The organism is Stenotrophomonas sp. SORGH_AS_0321 (assembly GCF_031453215.1).
GTDB classification, from domain to species: Bacteria; Pseudomonadota; Gammaproteobacteria; order Xanthomonadales; family Xanthomonadaceae; genus Stenotrophomonas; species Stenotrophomonas chelatiphaga.
In genome coordinates this window covers 2954471-2974451 of record NZ_JAVIZG010000001.1, presented here as the reverse complement: position 1 = coordinate 2974451, position 19981 = coordinate 2954471, and the positions used below count along the sequence as shown (strand labels likewise).

The window sequence follows — 19981 nt, the reverse complement described above, 5'->3', positions numbered from 1 at the left end:
GTCGGCATGTGGAAAGTGCGCCCCATGCCCGGTCTGCGGGACATCCTTTGGGAGGAGGACATCATGCGTCGTACCGAACTGCCCGTTTCACGGTTCCATCCAAGCCCGCTCGCGGCCGCCCTGCTTGTGGCCCTGTGCGCTGCCGCCCCGGCAATGGCCCAGCAGGCCGACCCGCCGGCCGCCGGTGCGGCCACCACGCTGGACCAGGTGCAGGTCACCGGCATCCGCGAATCCATGCAGAGTTCGATCAACAAGAAGCGCGACGACACGGTCATTTCGGACGTGCTGTCGGCAGAAGACATCGGTGACCTGCCGGCGCCGTCGCTGGCCGACGCCATCGAGACGCTGACCGGCGCGGCCTCCACCCGCGACAAGACCGGTGCCTCGGAAATCTCGATCCGCGGCCTGGGCGCGTTCCTGAGCAGCACCAACTTCAACGGCCGCGAAATCACCAACGGCAGCGGCGACCGTTCGGTGAACTTCAACATGTTCCCGGCCGAGCTGATCAACACCGTGGCGATCTACAAGACCCAGCGCGCCGACATCATCGAAGGCGGCGTGGCCGGCACGATCGGGCTGGAGACGGTGAAGCCGCTGGAATACGGCAAGCGCGCGGTGCAGATGGACCTGCGCGGCAGCTGGGCGGAGTACGACAAGAAGTACAAGGACGACGATGGCATCGGCTACCGCGGTACCGCCAGCTACATCGACCAGTTCGAGTTCAGCAACGGCGGCAAGCTCGGCGTCTCGCTGGGCATCCAGCGCCTGGAAGGGTCTGATCCGGAAGAAAGCATCACCAGTGGCTCCACCTGGTACGCCTGCGACGGGCGGGTCAATGTCGCCAACGCCAACTGCACCGAGCCGGGTGCTGCGGCCATTGCCGCCGGCACGCCGTATTACCTGGTGCCCAGCAGCCGCATCTACCGCCTGAAGCAGGAGCGCAACGACCGCCAGAGTGAGTTCGCCGCAGTGCAGTGGCGGCCCAATGACGTGGTCGAGGTCAATGTCGATGTCGAACACACCGACCGCAACTGGTATGAGAACCGCAGCGACCTGAGCCTCTCCAACACCCGCCGCGGCATCATCAACCGCCAGGTGGACGACAACGGCGTGGTGCGCGCGTTGTCCGGCAGCACGTCGATCGATTCGACCTCCAACCGCTATTGGCGCAACGAGGAATACACCGGCGGCGGACTCAACCTGATCGTACGCCCCAGCCCCGCCTGGGAGCTGTCCACCGACCTGTCGTATTCGCATACCGAGCGGCTGGACAACGAACGCGCCACCCGCCTGCGCGCCAACCAGCGCGACACCGCCAACGCCATCGTGCCGGGCATCAGCAGCGGCGCCACCGGCTATGTGAACTATGACTGGGCGTGGCAGGGCGAAGTGCCGAGCGTCTACCTCGACCCGGCCTTCGACCCGGGCAACTGGGACGCCTACACCGGCGCGGCGCGCGTGACCTCCAGCCAGACCGAGAACGACCACCAGATCCGCGCCGGCCGCTTCGATGCCAGCTTCATGCCGGAATCCGGCTTCTTCACCCGGATCAAGGGCGGCGTGCGCGCCAGCCAGGCCGATTACACCCTGCGCGACAACACCCTGCTCACCGATTACGACCAGCGCGTAGCGGGTGACAAGGCCGCGATCATCGCCGCCAACCGGGCCTGCCGCACGGCCTTCCCGCAGAAGGATTTCATGGATGCCGCCAGTGGCAACACGATCTCCGAGTGGGCCTACTTCGACCCGATGTGCCTGTACCAGTCCTTCCGCGGCACCAGCGACAGCCTGCTGGACCCGTCGCAGCCGGATCCCAACAACGTGGACATCACCGAAAAGACCCGCTCGCTGTACCTGCTGGGTGAGTTCGCCAGCGAATGGTTCGGCCTGCCGGTGACCGGCAATGTCGGCGTGCGCTGGGTCAAGACCGATGTGCGCTCGGAGGGCGTGCGCACCGGGCTGACCGTGCTGGACAACGGCGATGGCACCATCCGCCTGCAGCCGACCGGCGACTTCACCACCCAGACCTTCAAGGCCGGCAACGACAAGCTGCTGCCCAGCGTCAACGCCTCCTTCGAACTGCGCGACGACCTGCTGCTGCGCGTGGCCGGCTACCGCGCCATGTCGCGTCCGGACATCTCCGCGCTGGGCGCCGGCCGCACCATCAACGTCAACAGCGATGCCAGCTTCGGCAACCTGGCCGATGCGCTGGATGACATCAGTGCCAGCGGCAATCCGGCCGCGCAGCCGCTGATGAGCTGGAACGGCGACCTGTCGCTGGAGTGGTATCCGAACCCGGATACGCTGCTGGCCGCCGCCGTCTACTGGAAGCAGTTCAATGGCGGTACCGCCACCGCGCTGGTCGATGAGACCTACACCATCAACGGGCAGTCGGTCACCGTGCCGGTGCGCCAGCAGGTCACCACCGACGAAGACAGCACGCTGACCGGCATGGAGCTCAGTGCCACGCACCGCTTCTCCTACCTGCCGCAGCCCTTCGATGGCCTCGGCTTCAAGGTCAGCTACAACTACGCCGATTCGGACTATGAAACCCAGGATTCGCGGCTGGGCGAGCAGCTGGCCAGCGATGGCACGCTGATCCCGGCGATCGTGGCGCCGGCGGGCCTGAGCGGGTTCTCGCGGCACGTGCTGTCCGGATCGCTGTACTGGGATGTCGGCCCGTTCAACATCCAAGCCATCGCCAAGTTCCGCTCGCACTACTACCAGGACTTCACCGGCAACACCGCGCAGCAGAACCGTTACTACGATGACAACACCAGCGTGGACCTGCGCGCCCGCTACCGGGTGAACAAGAACCTGTCGCTGTCGCTGGAACTGATGAACATCACCAATGAACCGCGCGTGGCCTACCAGCCATCCTATGGCAACTTCCGCGAGGTGGTGAGCTACGGGCGACGTGCATTTTTCGGTGTACGATACAAGTTCTGAACGAGACGGCGCGGTCCTGGTGATCGCGCCGTTGCTCCAACCGGACCAGCCCCGCGTGCGGTGGCCCGGGACGGTGCCGGAGGGAACCACCGAGGGTCAGCCCATGTCCGCCAACCGCCTGTACCAGACCATCGCCGCAAAACTGCGCAAGTTGATCGAGGACGGAGAGTTCCCGCCCGGCGCGCGCCTGCCCGGCGAACGGGAGCTGGCCGAACGTTTCGGCGTGAGCCGGGTCACCGTGCGCGAGGCGGAAATCGCCCTGGAAGCGCAGGGCTGGATCGCCATCCGGATCGGTTCGGGTGTCTATGTAAAGCCGCGTCCGCTGGACGGGCAGGGCGGTTTCCCTGACGTAAGCGCCTTCGACCTGACTGCGGCGCGTGCGGTGTTCGAAGCCGAAGCGGCGGCGCTGGCGGCCGGCAACCTGGACGATGCGGACATCGCCGAACTGCGGGTGCTGGCCGAGGCGCTGTGCCGCCGCGACCTCACCGATGCCGAGGCGGGTGATTTCGACCGCCGCTTCCACCTGACCATCGCGCGCCTGTCCGGCAACCCGGTGGTGGAATACTTCGTGCAGCAGATCTGGCGCATGCGCAGCGACCTGCCGCGGGTGGCCGAGGTCTATTCGCGGGTGTGCCACGACGATGGCGCCAGCCGCGCGGACGAGCACATGGCGATCTTCGAGGCCCTGGCCTCGCGCGATCCTGTTGCAGCGCGCAACGCGATGCGCCATCACTTCCAGCGCCTGTTCGAGGCGATGCTGGAAGCCACCGAGAACGAAGCCCTGGCGGAGATCCGCCGCCGCACCGCGCACGACCGCGAACGCTTCATGGCAACCACGCGGATCTGAAGCCTGCGATCTGCCTGATAGTTTCCTGCGCCGGTCCTGAAGCCGAGCAACGCTAGGCTGCTCTTCTCCTGTCGTTTGCCCCAGGCGGCCGACCCACTGTCCGGCGGTGGCAGGCAGGGGTGTGCAGGACCGTCGTGAGGCAGGAGCCGAACGCGAGCCTACAGGGATGTACTTGCGGCGTGTCCTGCACAGCCCTGCCTGCCGCCGCAGCGCGAAAGGGAAAGAAACCGCCAGCGCGGCACACCCACCCCGCGCGGTATGCTGCAGGTCGGTTTTCATGGAAGAGGAAGCGCGATGTTCCCGACGATGTTCTTTACCGTGGTGCTGGCCCTGGTGGCCGTGATCATCCTGTTCAAGGCCGTACGGATGGTGCCGCAGGGGTATGAATGGACGGTGGAGCGCTTCGGGCGCTATACCCACACCATGTCGCCCGGCCTGCACTTCCTGATCCCGATCGTCTACGGGGTGGGGCGCAAGGTGAACATGATGGAACAGGTACTGGACGTGCCGAGCCAGGAAGTGATCACCAAGGACAACGCCGCCGTGCGCGTGGACGGGGTGGTGTTCTTCCAGGTGCTGGATGCGGCCAAGGCGGCCTATGAAGTGTCCAACCTGGAAGTGGCGATGATCGCCCTGGTGCAGACCAACATCCGGACCGTGATCGGCTCGATGGACCTGGATGAATCGCTCAGCCAGCGCGAAGTGATCAATGCCCAGCTGCTCAGCGTGGTCGACCAGGCCACCAATCCCTGGGGACTGAAGGTCAACCGCATCGAGATCCGCGATATCCAGCCGCCGCGTGACCTGCTCGATGCGATGGCGCGGCAGATGAAGGCCGAGCGCGAGAAGCGCGCGCAGATCCTCGAAGCCGAAGGCGCGCGCCAGTCGGAGATCCTGCGCGCGGACGGTGAGAAACAGGCGACGGTGCTGGAAGCCGAGGGCCGCCGTGAAGCGGCATTCCGCGATGCCGAAGCGCGCGAGCGCCTGGCCGAAGCCGAGGCCAAGGCGACCCAGATGGTGTCGGTGGCGATCGCCGAAGGTGACGTGCAGGCGATCAACTACTTCATCGCACAGAAGTACGTCGAAGCGTTCAAGGAACTGGCGACCTCGCCGAACCAGAAGCTGGTGCTGATGCCGATGGAAGCCAGTGGCGTGATCGGCTCGATCGCCGGCGTCGCCGAGCTGGCCAGGCACGCCTTCGCCAAACAGGAAGAAAACAAGGCTACCCGCGCGGTACCGCCGCGCTTTGGAGACTGACATGCGCTGGGAAGTGGTCGGATGGGGGGCACTGGCCCTGCTGCTGTTCGCCGCCGAAGCGATGGCACCGGGCGCGTTCATGCTGTGGATCGGCATCGGGGCGGCGGCGGTGTTCCTGATCACCGCGCTGGTGCCGGGCATTCCGGTGCTGTGGCAGGTGGTGGCCTTCGTGGTGCTGAGCGTGGTGGCGATCCAGGCGTATCGGCGCTGGGGCCGCACCCGTGGGCGCGAAAGCGACAAGCCGCTGTTGAACCGGCGCAGCGAACAGCTGGTGGGCCGTGTCGCGGTGCTGCAGCAGGGCATCGTCGCGGGGCAGGGGCGGGTGAGCATCGACGATGCGTCGTGGCAGGTGACCGGGCCGGACCTGGCGGCGGGAACGCCGGTGCGGGTGGTGGCGGTGGTCAATGGCGTGCTGCAGGTGGAAGCGAACGGGTGAGACCCCCTCGCGGGTGGCTGCTTTGTATATCCGGCGCTGGGCCGGGCGGGGAGGCTGTGCGGGGCACGCGCAAGTACGTCCATGTAGCTCTTCGCGGCTCCTGCCGCTCAAGGCCCCGCACAGCCTCCCCGCCCGACCCCCGCACAGGTTGCGGTGGCCGCCAGCCGCGCAATGAAAAAAAGAACAACGGCAGGGGTCAGAGTCCTTTCGCGACGCGAAAGGACTCTGACCCCTTTCACGGCTACGTGGCGGGTGGAGGGAGCCCCTGAGTCAGGGGCGGCCGCGAAGCGGCGGGGTGTGGGTGCTGGTGAGGCGGGGCCCGCGGTTTGCGCAGCAAAGCGTGGGAGCGGCAGCGCGAATGCGATGACGTGGACCCCCCATGGATGGCGCGAATCGAGGCCCGCAGGAGCGGCTCTTGCCGTCCCCCGCCAACCGACCCCGCCCCGCCACGAGCAATATGCACGCTTTGCCTTTGCTTCTGCAGTGGACCGCGCAGCGCTGTGCCTCTATCTGGGATAATGGCGACCTTGTTTCCCTGTTGCCGGACCGGTCATGACCCAGAAGACGCTGCTCAACGATTCCCACCGCGCCCTCGGCGCCAAGATGGTCGATTTCGGGGGCTGGGACATGCCCATCCACTACGGTTCGCAGCTGGATGAACACCACCTGGTGCGTCGGGAAGCAGGCGTGTTCGACGTCAGCCACATGACCGTGGTCGACCTGCGCGGTGAGCAGGTCAAGCCGTTCCTGCGTCGCCTGCTGGCCAATTCGGTGGACAAGCTGAAGGTGACCGGCAAGGCGCTCTACTCCTGCATGCTCAATGAGCGGGGCGGGGTGATCGATGACCTGATCGTCTATTACCTGGCCGATGACTTCTTCCGCATGGTCGTCAACGCCTCCACGCGCGAGAAAGACCTGGCGTGGCTGACCGCGCAGGCCGCCCCGTTCGGCGTAACGGTGCAGCAGCGCCCTGACCTGGCCATCCTGGCCGTGCAGGGACCGCAGGCGCGCGATGCGGTGATCGGTCTGGTCGACGCCGCTGGCGCGGCCACCCTGGCCAAGCTGGCGCGCTTTGCCGCCACCGAGGTGACCTCGGCCGACGGTGTCGCCTTGTTCGTGGCACGCACCGGCTATACCGGTGAGGACGGTTTCGAAATCCTGCTGCCGGAGGACGCGGTGGTGGCGTTCTGGAACCAGCTGCTGCAGTCGGGCGTGAAGCCGGCCGGCCTCGGCGCGCGCGACACCCTGCGCCTGGAAGCCGGCATGAATCTGTACGGCCAGGACATGGACGAAGCGATCACCCCGTACGAAGCCGCGCTGGCCTGGACGGTCTCGCTCGACGAGGGCCGCGATTTCATCGGCCGCGACGTGCTTGAAGCACAGAAGGCCGCCGGTGACGCGCGCCAGATGATCGGCCTGGTGATGGATGAGAAGGGCGTGCTGCGGCATGGCCAGGCCGTGCTCACCGCCGGTGGCCAGGGCGAGATCCTGTCGGGCACGTTCTCGCCGACGCTGGCCAAGGGCATCGCGTTCGCCCGCGTTCCCGCGGGTGAGCTGGGCGCGGTGAGCGTGGACATCCGCGGCCGCGCCGTGCCGGTGCGCGTGGTCAAGTTCCCGTTCGTGCGCGAAGGCCAGGCGCAGGACGGCGTGCTGCCGGTCGCCTGATCCTGTTTTGTTGGCCGGGGCCTGCCAGCAGGCCCGGCCGGTTGGTTACACTACCCGCGTTTTTTCCACACCCGTATTCCTGGAGCAGTGCCATGAGCGAGATCCCCGGCGACCTCAAGTTCCTCAAGTCCCACGAATGGGCGCGCGTCGAATCCGACGGCAGCGTCACCGTAGGTATTTCCGACCACGCCCAGGGCCTGCTCGGCGATCTGGTCTATGTCGAGCTGCCCGAGCTCGACGGTGAAGCCAAGGCCGGCGAAACCATCGCGGTCGTGGAGTCGGTCAAGGCGGCATCGGACGTGTACAGCCCGGTCACCGGCACCATCATCAAGGTCAATTCCGCCCTGTCGGACAAGCCGGAAACCATCAACGAAGATGCCTACGGAGAGGGTTGGCTGTACGTCGTGCAGCCGAGCGACCTGGCGGCCGAGCTGGACGAACTGCTGGGTCCGGACGACTACGCCGAGGTCCTGGAAGACGACGATCACTGATCCGTCGTCGACATGGCAGACCGAAGGACCGCCCCTGGCGGTCCTTTTTTTTGTCCGCATCGCGGCACCTCGCTCATGCGCGGGGCGCGCAGCGGACACCGGCTTCGGGCATGAGCATGCGTTTGTCGAAGACGTTGTCAGCCGGTTCGAGGGTTGGCGGTTGGCGCGCAGGGAACGAAAAGTTTTGCGCAAAATCGCATTTGCGTCGCAAAGTTGGACGCGCCGCGTGTGAAAAAAAAAGCGACCGTTTCCGAAGCGTTGGGGAAGCGGCGACGGTCACCGCCATGCTGCGTGCCGCAACAGCGCGACATCGTGCGTGTTGTTCGGCTGTTTCAGAATAAGGCTTGTTTAAAGTGCTTTCGTTCGCCGTGCCGATGCGCACGCGCACTCTGCGCCGGTCGATGCATGCCTGCAGCGGTGATCGGCAACGCCGCCGGCCACACCGCCAGCGACCAGCGCGGAACACCTGCGGCGTGAATTTTTTTGCGGGGGGTTGTTGACAGCCCAAAAAAGCGTGATTAGGTTTCGCCCAGCAGACCTTTACTGCCAAACCGAGTGCAACCGATCAACCGCCAGGCGCGAAGCACAACCCGGATACCTGCTGCACCGCCACGCGCGGTGGAGTCGGTCCAGCTTCCCCCCGGCAATTGCACGACACGTTCTGCCGCGATGCCAGCCTCGCCGATCGAAGCGCGCATCGCAGCAACCGTCACGACGCGGAAGACGCGTCGGCGGGCCCCGCGAGCAGCTTCAGCGGGTTCGATTTACCTGGGCGTTTCAACACTCCATCACTGACGAGGAGCCATCCCATGGCAACTGCGAAGAAGAAGCCCGCCGCCAAGAAGGCGACGAAGAAAGTAGCCAAGAAAGCCACCGCCAAGAAGGCCGTCAAGAAGGTCGCCAAGAAGGCGACCGCCAAGAAGGCCGTGAAGAAGGCGGCGGCCAAGAAGACCACCGCGCGCAAGGTCGCCAAGAAGGCAACTGCCAAGAAGGCAGTGAAGAAGACCGCGAAGAAGGCCGTCAAGAAGGCGACTGCCAAGAAGGCGACTGCCAAGAAGGCAGCGAAGAAGGTCGCGCGCAAGCCCGCCAAGAAGGTCGCCAAGAAGGCCACTGCCAAGAAGGCAGTGAAAAAGGCGGCGAAGAAGGTAGCCAGGAGGGCCACGGCCAAGAAGGCGACCGCGAAGAAGGCAGTGAAGAAGGCCACCAAGAAAGTCGCCAAGAAAGCGACCGCCAAGAAGGCCGTGAAGAAGACCGCGAAAAAGGCAGCTGCGAAGAAGCCGGCCGCAAAGAAGGCCGCCCGCAAGAGCCCGGCACGCCGCAAGAAGGCCGCTCCGGTGGCTCTCCCGGCAACCCCGGCGCCGCTGATCTAAGCATCTCCCGATAGCCGTACCTGAAGCCCCCTCTCCGACAGCCCAGCGGAGAGGGGGTTTTTTTATCCACGAAAAAGGGGACGGAGGGAATTAATTCGACTTAATTCCCTCCGTCCCCTTTTTTGTGGCGGCTCAGCGCGGCGAGGCGCTGGCGCGGTTGGACGAGGCGCCCTTGCGCTTGTCCTGCGAAGGCGCGCCTTCGGCCATCAGGCTGTCGCTGCCGAAATCGGTATCCACGTCCAGCCAGCGCTGGGTCGGCAGGCCGAGGGCAGAATCCAGCACCGTCGGCAACAGGCCGCTGGGCAGGCTGCTTTCACCGTTCCACATGATGGCGATGCCCATGTCGCGTTCGGGGATCAGCGCCACCAGGCCGCGGTAGCCCTGCACCGCGCCGGCATGGAACACCACTTCATGGCCGGCGTAATCGAAGTTGCGCCAGCCCAGCGCGTAGCCGGCCGAACGCAGGCGGTCACGGCGCCAGCCCGAACGCATTTCGCCCGGCGTGTTGACCAGCGAAGCGTGCAGGGTGGCCAGCAGCGGGGCGGGCAGCACGTCCGGACGGTGGCCGGTCTGCGCCAGCAGCCACTGCGCCATGTCGTTGGCGCTGGCGTTGACGCCCGCCGCGGGTGCGAGACGGTAGTAGGTCGGCTTCGGGGTCAGCGAGACCCACCCGTTGCGGCTGCGCACGTGCGGGCGTGCCCAGCGCGAGCTGGCCTGGATGCCGGCAAGGCCGAGGCTGGCATCGTCCATGCCCAGCGGCTTGAACAGGCGACGTTCGACAGCCTGTTCGTAGAAGCTGCCCGATGCGGCGTAGACCACGTCGCCGATCAGGCTGTAGGCCACGTTCTGGTAGGCATAGCAGTCGCCGGGCAGGCACTTCAGCGAGGTGGAGCCCAGCTTCTGGGTCAGTGTGTAGTACTCGGCGTTGGCTTCGACGTCGCGGTCGTAGGCGTTGTAGGGCAGGCCCACGCGGTGGCTCAGCAGGTCGGCCACGGTCAGCCGCTCGGTGGCCTCCGGCGTGGTCAGCTGGAAGCCCGGCACGTAGTCGGTGACCTTGCTGTCCCAGCGCAGCGTGCCATCGTTGACCAGCAGCCCGGCCATGGTGCCGGCGAAGGCCTTGGACAGCGACGCCAGGCGGAACACGGTGTGCGAATCGACCGGCAGCGGATTGTTGACGTCGGTGACGCCGTAGCCGCGCGCGCTGAGGATGCGACCGCCCTGCACGATGGCCACCGCCATGCCCGGCACGCGCTCGCCATAGGTGAGCTGCTGCGCCATCGATTCGATGTTGGCCACGTTGAAGCCGGCCGCCGGTGCCTGCGGATTGGCGGTCAGCCCGGTGCGGTAGGCCGCCGGCTGGGTATGCGCCGGCGCTGCAACGGCGGTTTCGATGTTGGTGGGCATCGGCGGCAGCGAGGACGTCTGCGCCGTGGTGGAAAGGGCGACGGGCATCAGCATGCCCAGCATTCCGGTGGCCGCCGTGCGGAACGGACGACGCCTGCTGTTCTTGTTCATTGATCGGGACCCGAGCGCGACTGCTGTGACCGATTCTAGCCTCGCTTTTCGTCGTTGCACAAACAAAGCGAAGATGAATGCGCATCTTGCTGAAAATACTGGGATTTCGATGCCGGATCAGCGGCCATCCGGCACCCTCCCTGCGCGGGCCGGTTGGCGCGGCGCGCTGGCGATGTTGCAGTGCATTGGATACCGTACGCGCTTCCTCGCCTCCCGGAGTCGCCCATGTTTTCCTGCTGCCGCCGCGTGTGTGCGCCGGGTGACGCGTGAGCGCGCCGCTGGATCCCCCGCTGCAACGCGGCCCGCTGCGGGGGCTGCTGCAGGCCCTGCGGGATACGCCCGCGCTGTGGTGGTCGTTCCTGTACTTCTTCTGCCTGCTCAGCGGCTACTACGTGCTGCGCCCGGTGCGCGAGGCGATGGCTTCCTCGTCTGACCTGCAGGAGGTCTTCCCGCCAGCGCTGATCAGCTGGTTCAGCAGCCACGGCGTAGCGCTGCAGGAGTTCGTGCTGCAGTTCCTGTTTACCTGCGTGTTCCTGATCATGCTGGTGCTGCAGCCGGTGTACGGTTGGCTGGTCAGCCGGCAGCCACGGCGCGTCTTCATGCCGGTCGTGTATGGCTTCTTCATCGTCACCCTGCTCGGCTTCCACCTGATGTTCGACAGCAACGTGCCCGGCCGGGGCATGGCGTTCTTCTTCTGGGTGATGGTGTTCAACCTGTTCGCCGTGGCGGTGTTCTGGAGCTTCATGGCCGATGTGTTCTCCAACGCCCAGGCGCGGGCGTACTACGGCTACATCGGTGCGGCCGGCACGCTCGGCGCGTTCCTCGGCCCGGCCATCACCGGCGCGCTGGTGCAGCGGGTCGGCATCGCCAACCTGATGCTGGTCTCGGCCGGTTTCCTCAGTGTCTGCCTGCTGTGCATCTGGCGGCTGCGGCACTGGGCGATCCTGCGCGAGCGCGAACAGCAGCTGGTGTCCGGCGAGCAGCCGATGGGCGGCAGCGTGCTGGATGGCCTGAAGCTGATCGCGCGCGAGCCGCTGCTGCGCTGGCTGGCACTGCTGGTGCTGTTCGGTGTGGGCGTGGGCACGCTGCTGTACAACCAGCAGGCCGCGATCGTGCGTGTGGCGTATCCGGACCCGGAAGCGCGCACGGCCTTTTATTCGCACCTGGACCTGGCGGTGAACGCCTTGACCCTGCTGGTGCAGTTGACGCTCACGCGCTGGTTGCTGTCCCGGCATGGGGTGGCGCCGGCGCTGTTGATCCCGGCGCTGGCGATCATCGTCGGCTTCTCGGTGCTGGCGGCCTCGCCGCTGCCACTGCTGGTGGCGGTGGTGCAGGTAGTTACCCGCGCCAGCGAGTTTTCGCTGTTCAAGCCGGCGCGCGAGACCATCTACACCCGTGTGGACCGCCAGTGGCGCTACAAGGCCGGCGCGGCCATCGACACCGTGGTCTACCGCGGCGCGGACCTGAGCTTCACCTGGGTGCACAAGGGGCTTTCCCTGCTGGGGTCCAACCTCGTGTTTGCCGGGGGCATCGTCGTCGCTGCGCTGATGACGCTGGCTGCCTTCGGCGTGCTGCGCGAAGAAAAGAAGCTGCCGCGCGACCGCTAGCGGGACGCGCGCGAGCCCGCCGGTTGCCGATCCTCAAGTAAGCTCTGCGCACTTACCTGAGGATCGCCCATGTACTGGATCTGGATCGCGTTGTCGTTGACGCTGCTGGTCGCTGCGCTGCACGTCTATTTCCTGGTGCTGGAAATGTTCCTGTGGACGCGTCCACTGGGCTTGAAGACCTTCCGCAACACGCTGGAGAAGGCACAGGCCACGCGCGTGCTGGCGGCCAACCAGGGGCTTTACAACGGCTTCCTGGCCGCCGGCATCCTGGTCGGACTGGTCCGCTACTTCGAGATCACCATTTTCAGCCTGGTCTGCGTGGTGGTGGCCGGCTGTTATGGCGCCTGGAGCGTGAACCGGCGGATCTTCTACATCCAGGCAGTGCCCGCACTGCTGGCGCTGGCGGCGATCTGGCAGGCCGGCCGCCACCTGCACTGACACGGCAACAGAAAGGGGTCAGAAAGGGGTCAGAGTCCTTTTCCTGCGGAAAAGAAGTCTGACCCCATCGGGTCGAAAAAAGGGGTCAGAGCCCTTTCCGCAGGAAAAGGAATCTGACCCCGTTGGGTCGCGAGGCGGTCAGGCTGCCTGCTGCGAACCGGCTTCCTTGCGCGGCAGGTCGTAGTAACCGGCCGAGCGCAGTTCGTGGGTATCGAAATCGTCCACGGTGATCGCTTCCAGGGTGATCGCACGCAGCTCTTCCAGCAGGCTGCGCTCGTCCTGGGTCAGCACGCCTTCGGCCACGGCTTCGTCGAGCTGCTTGTTGTAGTCCAGCGCTTCGATGCCCTTGCTCTTGAGCGCCTTGAGGAACTTGCGCTCCACCGGCTCGGCCATGATGGCCTTGGCCAGGTAGCTGTTGATGCGCCCACCGGGGTTGTTCTCGCACGGGGTCATGAACACGCCGTCGGCCAGGCGGTCGCGGGCTTCATTGGGCGCCATCAGCAGCGCGGCGACGCGACGGCTCAGGCGGTCACCCGGGGCTTCGGCACGACGACCCAGCGGGAAGATCAGCAGCCACATCAGCCAGCCGATCGGGCGGATCGGGAAGTTGCGCAGCGCCGCCGACAGCGACTCTTCGATCTTGTGCACGCTGTCATGGAAGCCCCAGGCCAGCAGCGGCTGGTCGGCCACCGGTGCGCCTTCGTCGTGGTAACGCTTGAGCATGGCGCTGGTCATGTAGACATGGCTCAGCACGTCGCCCAGTCGGCCGGACAGCGATTCCTTGAACTTCAGCTTGCCGCCGAGCGTCATCATCGAGATGTCGGCCATCAGCGCCAGGTTGGCCGAATAACGGTCCAGCTTGCGGAAATAGCGGCGGGTGTAGGCATCGCCCGGGGCGGCACCGAAACGGGCGCCGGTCAGGCCGAACCAGAACGAACGCACGGCGTTGGAGATGCCGTAGCGGATGTGCCCGAACAGGCTGCGGTCGAAGTCCTGCAGGCCGGCCTTGCGGTCCGGATCCTGCGCGGCCTTCATTTCCTTCATCACCCACGGATGGCACAGGATCGCGCCCTGGCCGAAGATCAGCAGGCTGCGCGTCATGATGTTGGCGCCTTCCACGGTGATCGCGATCGGCGCGGCCTGCCAGCTGCGGCCGGCGAAGTTGCGCGGGCCCAGGATGATGCCCTTGCCGCCGATCACATCCATCATGTCCGAGATCACTTCACGGCTCATGCTGGTGCAGTGGTACTTGGCGATCGCCGACGGCACCGACGGCACGTCACCGCGGTCCACCGCAGCGGCGGTGGCCTGTGACAGCGCGCTGATCTTGTAGGCCTTGCCGCCGATGCGGGCCAGCGCTTCTTCCACGCCTTCGAAGCGACCGACCGACAGGCCGAACTGCTTGCGGATACGGGCGTAGGCACCGGTGATGACCGCGCCGGCCTTGGCGCCGCCGCTGCCGGTGGAGGGCAGGGTGATCGAGCGGCCCACGGCCAGGCATTCGTTGAGCATGTTCCAGCCCTTGCCGGCCATCGCGGCACCGCCGATCAGCTGGGTCAGCGGGATGAACACGTCCTTGCCCTTGATCGGGCCGTTCTGGAACGGCGAGTTCAACGGGAAGTGGCGACGGCCGACTTCCACGCCGGCGGTCTCGCGCGGCAGCAGGCCCAGGGTGATGCCGATATCGCGCGTTTCACCGATCAGCTGGTCCGGATCGTACATGCGGAACGCCAGGCCGATCAGCGTGGCCACCGGGGCCAGGGTGATGTATCGCTTGTCGAAGGTCAGCCTGACGCCGAGCACGCGCTCGCCATTCCACTCGCCGTGGCAGACGATGCCGTAATCGGGAATGGAGGTGGCATCGGAGCCGGCGAACGGACCGGTCAGGCCGAAGCAGGGCACTTCGCGGCCATCTGCCAGGCGCGGCAGGTACTGGTCCTTCTGCTCCTGGGTGCCGTAATGGTTGAGCAGTTCACCCGGGCCCAGCGAGTTGGGCACACCGACGGTGGAACTGACCACCGAAGACACCGAGGCCAGCTTCTGGATCACCTTGTGGTGGGCCAGCGCGCTGAAGCCCAGGCCGCCGTACTGCTTGGGAATGATCATGCCGAAGAAGCGGTTCTTCTTGATGAAGGCCCACATTTCCGGCGGCAGGTCGGCGTGGACGTGGGTGATTTCCCAGTCGTTGACCATCTTGCACAGTTCTTCCACCGGGCCATCCATGAAGGCCTGTTCTTCGGCGGTGAGCTGCGGCTTGGGGTAGTTCAGCAGGATGTTCCAGTCCGGGTCACCGGTGAACAGCTCGCCTTCGAAACCGACCGAACCGGTCTCCAGGGCGATCCGCTCGGTCTGCGACAACGGCGGCAGCACCTTGCGGAACACCTTCATCATCGGGGCGGTCAGCAGCGGCTTGCGGATGAACGGCAGCAGCAGCGGGACGGCGATCACCGCCACGATGGCGGCCGCGACGATGGTGGCGGTCTGGTTGATGTAAGGCACGAACCAGCAGACGGCCAACACGGCCACGCTGATGATCGTCCAGGTGATCAGGCGCATGCGGTGATAAGCCGCGAATGCACTTGCCAGCAACAGGGCAAGGAAGGGAAGAACGATGCTCATGAGCGTACTCCGGTGACGTGCTCGGGTTCGGCGGACGATGTTGCGGCCAGGGCCGGGGGTAACACGTCCAGATAGTTCAACACAGTAGCGGTAAAGGCGTCGTTGTCGTCGCCGGCCAGCATGTGCGTGGCCTGCGGCAGCTGTACATGGCTGGCATGCGGGGCCAGCGCGAGGAAATCGGCGATGGTGCCGGCGTTGACCAGCTCGCTGCGGCCGCCACTGACCAGCAGCAGCGGGCACTTCACCTTGCGTGCGGCATCGGCCAGGGCGTCCTGGTGCTGTTCGCTGTCACGTGCCAGTTCGGCCACCAGCCGCGGATCCCAGTGCCAGCGCCAGCGGCTATGGCCGTCTTCGCGCAGCAGTGCACGCAGGGAATCTTCGGATTTGCGCGGCCGATGCGGCAGGTAGGCCGCGATCACGTCGGCGGCCTCGGCCAGAGATGCGAAGCCCTGCGGGTGGGCGGTCATGAAGCTGAGGATGCGCTCCACCCCGGCGGTATCCCAGCGCGGGGTGATGTCCACCAGCACCATTGCCGAAAACAGCCCGGGCCAGCGCGATTCGGCCAGCAGCCCGAACAGGCCGCCCATCGACGCGGCGACCAGCACCGGTGGGCGCGACTGCTCGCCGGCCAGCACGATCAGGTCATCGGCGAACTGATCACCGTGGTAGGGCAGGTCGGCTGGGTTCCAGTCGGAATCGCCATGGCCGCGCGCATCGTAGGCCAGGGTCTGGAAGCCATGGGCGGCCAACGCGCGGGCCGATGCGTTCCAGGCATGACGGGTCTGGCCGAAGCCGTGTGCGAACAGGATCGGGCCGCGGCGCCCGGCCGTGTCGGCGGTGGCCGCCAGCACCGCGCCGTGCGCTGCGTCCAGGCGCAGGGAGGACAACGGGGCGAGGGAAGGAGGTGTGACCATACCAGCTAGTATGGAGCGCTTCGGTTCGATGTCAATACTGTCACGTATGGTGCGCTGCAGCGGCCTGTCGGTGAGCACTTACATCTTTATATACAGAGGCATACTGCAACGAACCCCGGCGTATGGTTAAATCACCAGATGAGCGAATCCGAAACTCCCGCCGGCGAACCGCGCGCCGGCCGCAACAGCCGCCTGAGCGCTGAAGACTGGGCCCAGGCCGCCCTCGACCTGATTGCCGAACAAGGCGTGAGCGCCGTCGCGGTGGAGCCGCTGGCGCGCCGCCTTGGCGTGACCAAGGGCAGCTTCTATTGGCATTTCCCGTCGCGTGACGCCCTGCTGCAGGCCGCGCTGGAGCGCTGGGAACTGTTCGAGCAGGAACAGGTGTTCGGCAGCCTGGAAGAGGTGCCCGACCCGCGCGTGCGCCTGCGCCAGCTGTTCCAGGTGGTGGCGCATGAAGTGCAGCCGCACATCATCTACAGCGAACTGTTGAAGGCGCTGGATCATCCGATGGTGCGTCCGGTGATCGACCGTGTGTCGCAGCGGCGCATGGATTACCTGATCGCCTCGTTCCGCCAGGCGGGCCTGAGTTCGACCGATGCACGCCATCGCGCGCGGCTGGCCTATGCGGCCTATGTCGGCTTCCTGCAGTTGTCGCTGCAATTGCAGCAGCCCAAGCAGGCGCGCGAGGACTTCGAAGCCTACGTCGAGCACGTGATCGAGACGCTGATCCCGGGCTGAGCACATCAAGCCAGGATGCTGAAGAGAGCCGCTGCGAAGCGGCTCTTTTTTTTGTGCGTGGCGTTGTTGCATTCCAACCCACCAGATAAAACAACGGCCCCTTTCGGGGCCGTTGCTTCAGACGTTGTTGATCAGTGGACCGATCAGAACTTCTGGTTGTACTTCAGGTACAGGAAGCGACCGATATCGAAGCCGCCGTAGTACGAGAAGTTCGAGCTCGGCTGATCCATCATCAGCGGGGCAACCTTGTTGAACACGTTGTTCGCACCGATGGCGATGGTGGCATTCCACGGCGCTGCGTAGGAGACCTGCAGATCGTGGAAGGTCGTCGAACCCAGCTCGTTCATCGGGGTGATGATGCCGCCGGTGTCCGGTGCCGAGAAGTTCGGCAGGGTGCAGCGTGCGGTGAAGTAGCAGGTTTCCTTGGTGCCGGAGTAGTAACGCATGCTCCAGTTGACCGACCAGTCGTTCTTCGTCCAGCCCAGGCTCAGGTTCGAGCGCACGCGGAAGTAGGCGTTGAAGCCGTTGTACTGCGACGGCACTTCTTCGGCATCGTTGGTGGTCTTGGACTCGTACTTGCTCACGTACGTGGTCGCGGACTTGGCCGAGAAGCGGCCCCAATCGGTGTCCAGCGCATAGTTGATGTCGAAGTCGAAGCCTTCGGTTTCGGTGTAACCGGCGTTGCGGTTGCCGTAGGTCAGGTCGCCGACGATGTTGCCGTTGGCCGGGTCACGGGTGAACAGGGCGCAACGCTCTTCGATCAGGCCGACATAGCAGTCTTCCAGGATCTGGTTCGGGCTGTCGGAGACCAGGGTGTCTTCGATGCGGATGCTCCACCAGTCCACGCCCACGGTCAGGCCGCTGACGTAGCTCGGGCTGTACACCAGGCCGATCGACTTGGATTCCGAACGTTCAGGCTGCAGGAACTCATTCGAGCCGGAGGTGAACGGCACCGGGGACTGTGCGGCCGGGCCGTCAGCGGGGATGAAGCCCTGCTGCAGCTGACGGTAGTTCGCCGGGACATCAGCCAGGCAGCGTGCGGTGCCACGGGCGTTGCCGTAGATGCTGTCGCACGGATCGATGAAGCCGGTGGTGAAGGTCTGCGAGGAGCCGCCGTACAGGTCGCCGATGGTCGGGGCGCGGAAGCCTTCCGAATAGGTACCACGCACCAGCAGGTCGTCGATCGGACGCCACTTCAGGCCGAACTTGTTGTTGGTGGTGTCGCCGAAGGTGTTGAAGTCGGAGTAGCGGGTCGCCACGTCCAGCGTCAGCTCCTTGGCGAACGGCAGGTCAGCCAGGATCGGCACGTTCAGTTCGAGGTAGAACTCGCTGACATCGTACTTGCCACCGGTCGGGCCAGAAGCCAGGTTGGTCGAGTCACCCGACTGCGCGATGGCATCCGGAGCGAACTGGCCTTCCTCACGGCGGTACTCGTAACCGGCCGCGAAGCCCAGGTCGCCGGCCGGCAGCGGAACGATGGTGCCGGCGATGTTGGCGAAGTAGTTGTGGGTGGTGGTGTTGCCGGTCGCGTGCTCCTCGCGGAACAGGTAGTTGCGCACGGCTTCGTCGTCGAGCGAATTGGCGACCGCGCCGGTGCCGAAGCCGGCAAACGGATTCCACGGCACGCAGCCGGCGATGATGGTGTCATCTGCGCCGCCGACACCCGGGGTGCCGCAGACGGCCTGGCCGGCGCCGTTGACGAACGACGGACCGACGGCGTTGCGGACGGCCGGGATGTAGAAGTTGCCGTTGTTGATGACGGAAACGTCGTTCTCGTTGTAGAGCGCGCCCGCATCCCAGTTGAAGTAGCGATCACCGATCTCGAACGAACCTTCCAGGGCCGCCGTGAAGCGCCAAGTGGTCAGGTCGGTATTGGTGGTGCGCGGCACTTCCCAGCCACGACGGCGCCATTCGACGTCGGTCGCACCGCCGTTCGGGCTGTACAGGCTGTCAGCGCTCAGGTTCAGGTCTTCGTACGCGCCGGACTGCAGCGGGTAACCGGCGATCTGGCGGTCCGAGCTGCGCTTGGAGTACTGCAGGTCGGTGACGAAACGGACGTTGTCGACGAGATCATAGTTGGCCGACACATACAGCGAGCGGCGCTCCAGCGGGGTCAGCAGGTGCATCTGATCCGAGGAACGGCTGCGGTCGTCGAGATTCTGCGGGTGGAACTGGCCCACGCCCAGCGCGGTGCCGCCACGGTTCGGCGCCTGGTAGCCGCCCGTGCTGCCGGCCGGACGCCAGTTGCCCCACTGCCCGACGTTGGTGAAGGACGCGTTGTGGTTCCAGCCCGGATAGGTATTGCGGGTGAACCAGCGGTCCTTGGCCCAGACTTCCTCTTCGTTGTGGTATTCACCGGCGATGGTCACCGAACCACGATCGCCGGAGAAGCCGATCATGAAGTCATAGGTTTCCTTCTTGCCGTCGCCCTGGCCGTACTGACCGGTGTAGACGTTGGCTTCGGCACCGTCGAAGTTCTTGCGGGTGATGATGTTGATCACGCCGGCCATCGCGTCCGAACCGTAGATCGACGAGGCGCCGTCCTTCAGCACGTCGATGCGCTCGACGATGACGGTCGGGATGGTCGACACGTCCTGGAAGCCGTCCGGCGAGATGCCCAGGCGCTTGCCGTTGACCAGGACCAGCGTACGCTGCGCACCGAGGTTGCGCAGGTCGATGTACTGACCGCCTGCTTCCTGGTTGGAGGTCAGCGGGGAGGAGCGGCTGAACGCCGGGCTGCCTGCGGCCGAGATGTTCTGCAGGATGTCACCGACCGAGCTGAAGCCCTGGTTCTGGATGTCCTGACGGGAAATCGTCAGCACCGGCTGGGCGGTTTCGACGTCGACCTGACGGATGCGCGAACCCGTGACCGAGATGCGGTCCAGGTTGGTGGTGCCGGAGGTTTCCTGCGCGACGGCGGCGCCGGTACCTGCAGCGCTGGTGATCAGCGCGATGACGACGGCGTCACGCAGTTTATTGCTGTTGCGGTTCATTGGGCTCTCTCTCCAAGTGGACTTGGTAGCTACGTGGTGTGGCCCGCGACGAAAGCGAATGGCGCTTCCAAAAATCGCCGGGCTGATCCCGATACTACTTCCGTCTTTTCGAAAATTAAAGCTTTGTTAATGATTCGCGTGA

14 protein-coding genes are annotated in these 19981 nt (G+C 65.5%); 10 read left to right on the top strand and 4 right to left on the bottom strand.

Annotated elements, in window-relative coordinates; translation table 11 throughout:
* Nucleotides 1–153: 153 nt before the first annotated feature.
* The 7 genes from QE373_RS13315 (at nucleotide 154) to QE373_RS13285 (ending at nucleotide 9015) form a co-directional block, all read left to right on the top strand.
* Nucleotides 154–2949, top strand: a complete 2796-nt coding sequence (locus QE373_RS13315; RefSeq protein ID WP_309689808.1) for a TonB-dependent receptor — start codon at nucleotides 154–156, stop codon at nucleotides 2947–2949.
* A gap of 103 nt (nucleotides 2950–3052) precedes the next feature.
* Nucleotides 3053–3796, top strand: a complete 744-nt coding sequence (locus QE373_RS13310) for a FadR/GntR family transcriptional regulator (protein ID WP_042615027.1) — start codon at nucleotides 3053–3055, stop codon at nucleotides 3794–3796.
* Nucleotides 3797–4090: 294 nt separating this feature from the next.
* On the top strand, nucleotides 4091–5053 hold the full coding sequence (locus QE373_RS13305; RefSeq protein ID WP_123699535.1) for an SPFH domain-containing protein: 963 nt from the start codon (nucleotides 4091–4093) through the stop codon (nucleotides 5051–5053).
* 1 nt (nucleotide 5054) lies between these two features.
* Entirely contained in the window at nucleotides 5055–5489 is a 435-nt protein-coding gene (locus tag QE373_RS13300; protein ID WP_057508168.1) for an NfeD family protein, read from the top strand.
* 552 nt (nucleotides 5490–6041) lie between these two features.
* Nucleotides 6042–7154 (top strand): glycine cleavage system aminomethyltransferase GcvT, encoded by a 1113-nt coding sequence (gcvT, locus tag QE373_RS13295; protein ID WP_309687322.1) that lies wholly within the window; start codon nucleotides 6042–6044, stop codon nucleotides 7152–7154.
* A gap of 92 nt (nucleotides 7155–7246) precedes the next feature.
* A complete protein-coding gene (gene gcvH, locus QE373_RS13290) occupies nucleotides 7247–7645 on the top strand; it encodes a glycine cleavage system protein GcvH (RefSeq protein ID WP_057687194.1) in 399 nt (132 codons plus the stop codon).
* 809 nt (nucleotides 7646–8454) lie between these two features.
* Nucleotides 8455–9015, top strand: a complete 561-nt coding sequence (locus tag QE373_RS13285; protein ID WP_309687319.1) for a hypothetical protein — start codon at nucleotides 8455–8457, stop codon at nucleotides 9013–9015.
* 132 nt (nucleotides 9016–9147) lie between these two features.
* On the opposite strand, the gene QE373_RS13280 is transcribed toward QE373_RS13285, so the two are convergent.
* The gene (locus tag QE373_RS13280) at nucleotides 9148–10530 is read right to left on the bottom strand and encodes a serine hydrolase domain-containing protein (protein ID WP_309687318.1); all 1383 of its coding nucleotides are present in this window, start codon (nucleotides 10528–10530) and stop codon (nucleotides 9148–9150) included.
* Nucleotides 10531–10808: 278 nt separating this feature from the next.
* On the opposite strand from QE373_RS13280, the gene QE373_RS13275 reads away from it, so the two are divergent.
* Both QE373_RS13275 and QE373_RS13270 read left to right on the top strand, forming a co-directional pair.
* Nucleotides 10809–12137: an MFS transporter gene (locus QE373_RS13275; protein WP_259171667.1), complete on the top strand. Its 1329-nt coding sequence runs from the start codon at nucleotides 10809–10811 to the stop codon at nucleotides 12135–12137.
* A 69-nt stretch (nucleotides 12138–12206) separates the two neighbouring features.
* Nucleotides 12207–12575 carry a DUF1304 domain-containing protein gene (locus QE373_RS13270; RefSeq protein WP_309687315.1) on the top strand — a complete coding sequence of 123 codons (369 nt, stop codon included), beginning with the start codon at nucleotides 12207–12209 and terminating at the stop codon, nucleotides 12573–12575.
* A 138-nt stretch (nucleotides 12576–12713) separates the two neighbouring features.
* Here the strand turns inward: QE373_RS13270 and QE373_RS13265 are convergent, their stop codons facing one another.
* Nucleotides 12714–15194, bottom strand: a complete 2481-nt coding sequence (locus QE373_RS13265) for an acyl-CoA dehydrogenase (RefSeq protein WP_309687312.1) — start codon at nucleotides 15192–15194, stop codon at nucleotides 12714–12716.
* On the bottom strand, nucleotides 15191–16108 hold the full coding sequence (locus tag QE373_RS13260; RefSeq protein ID WP_309687310.1) for an alpha/beta fold hydrolase: 918 nt from the start codon (nucleotides 16106–16108) through the stop codon (nucleotides 15191–15193). Before QE373_RS13260 ends, QE373_RS13265 begins: the two co-directional genes overlap by 4 nt.
* 138 nt (nucleotides 16109–16246) lie before the next feature.
* On the opposite strand from QE373_RS13260, the gene QE373_RS13255 reads away from it, so the two are divergent.
* Entirely contained in the window at nucleotides 16247–16846 is a 600-nt protein-coding gene (locus QE373_RS13255) for a TetR/AcrR family transcriptional regulator (RefSeq protein WP_042615262.1), read from the top strand.
* Between the two features lie 143 nt (nucleotides 16847–16989).
* Here QE373_RS13255 and QE373_RS13250 read toward each other — a convergent pair whose 3' ends face one another.
* Nucleotides 16990–19839, bottom strand: a complete 2850-nt coding sequence (locus tag QE373_RS13250; protein WP_309687306.1) for a TonB-dependent receptor — start codon at nucleotides 19837–19839, stop codon at nucleotides 16990–16992.
* Between the last annotated feature and the right edge of the window lie 142 nt (nucleotides 19840–19981).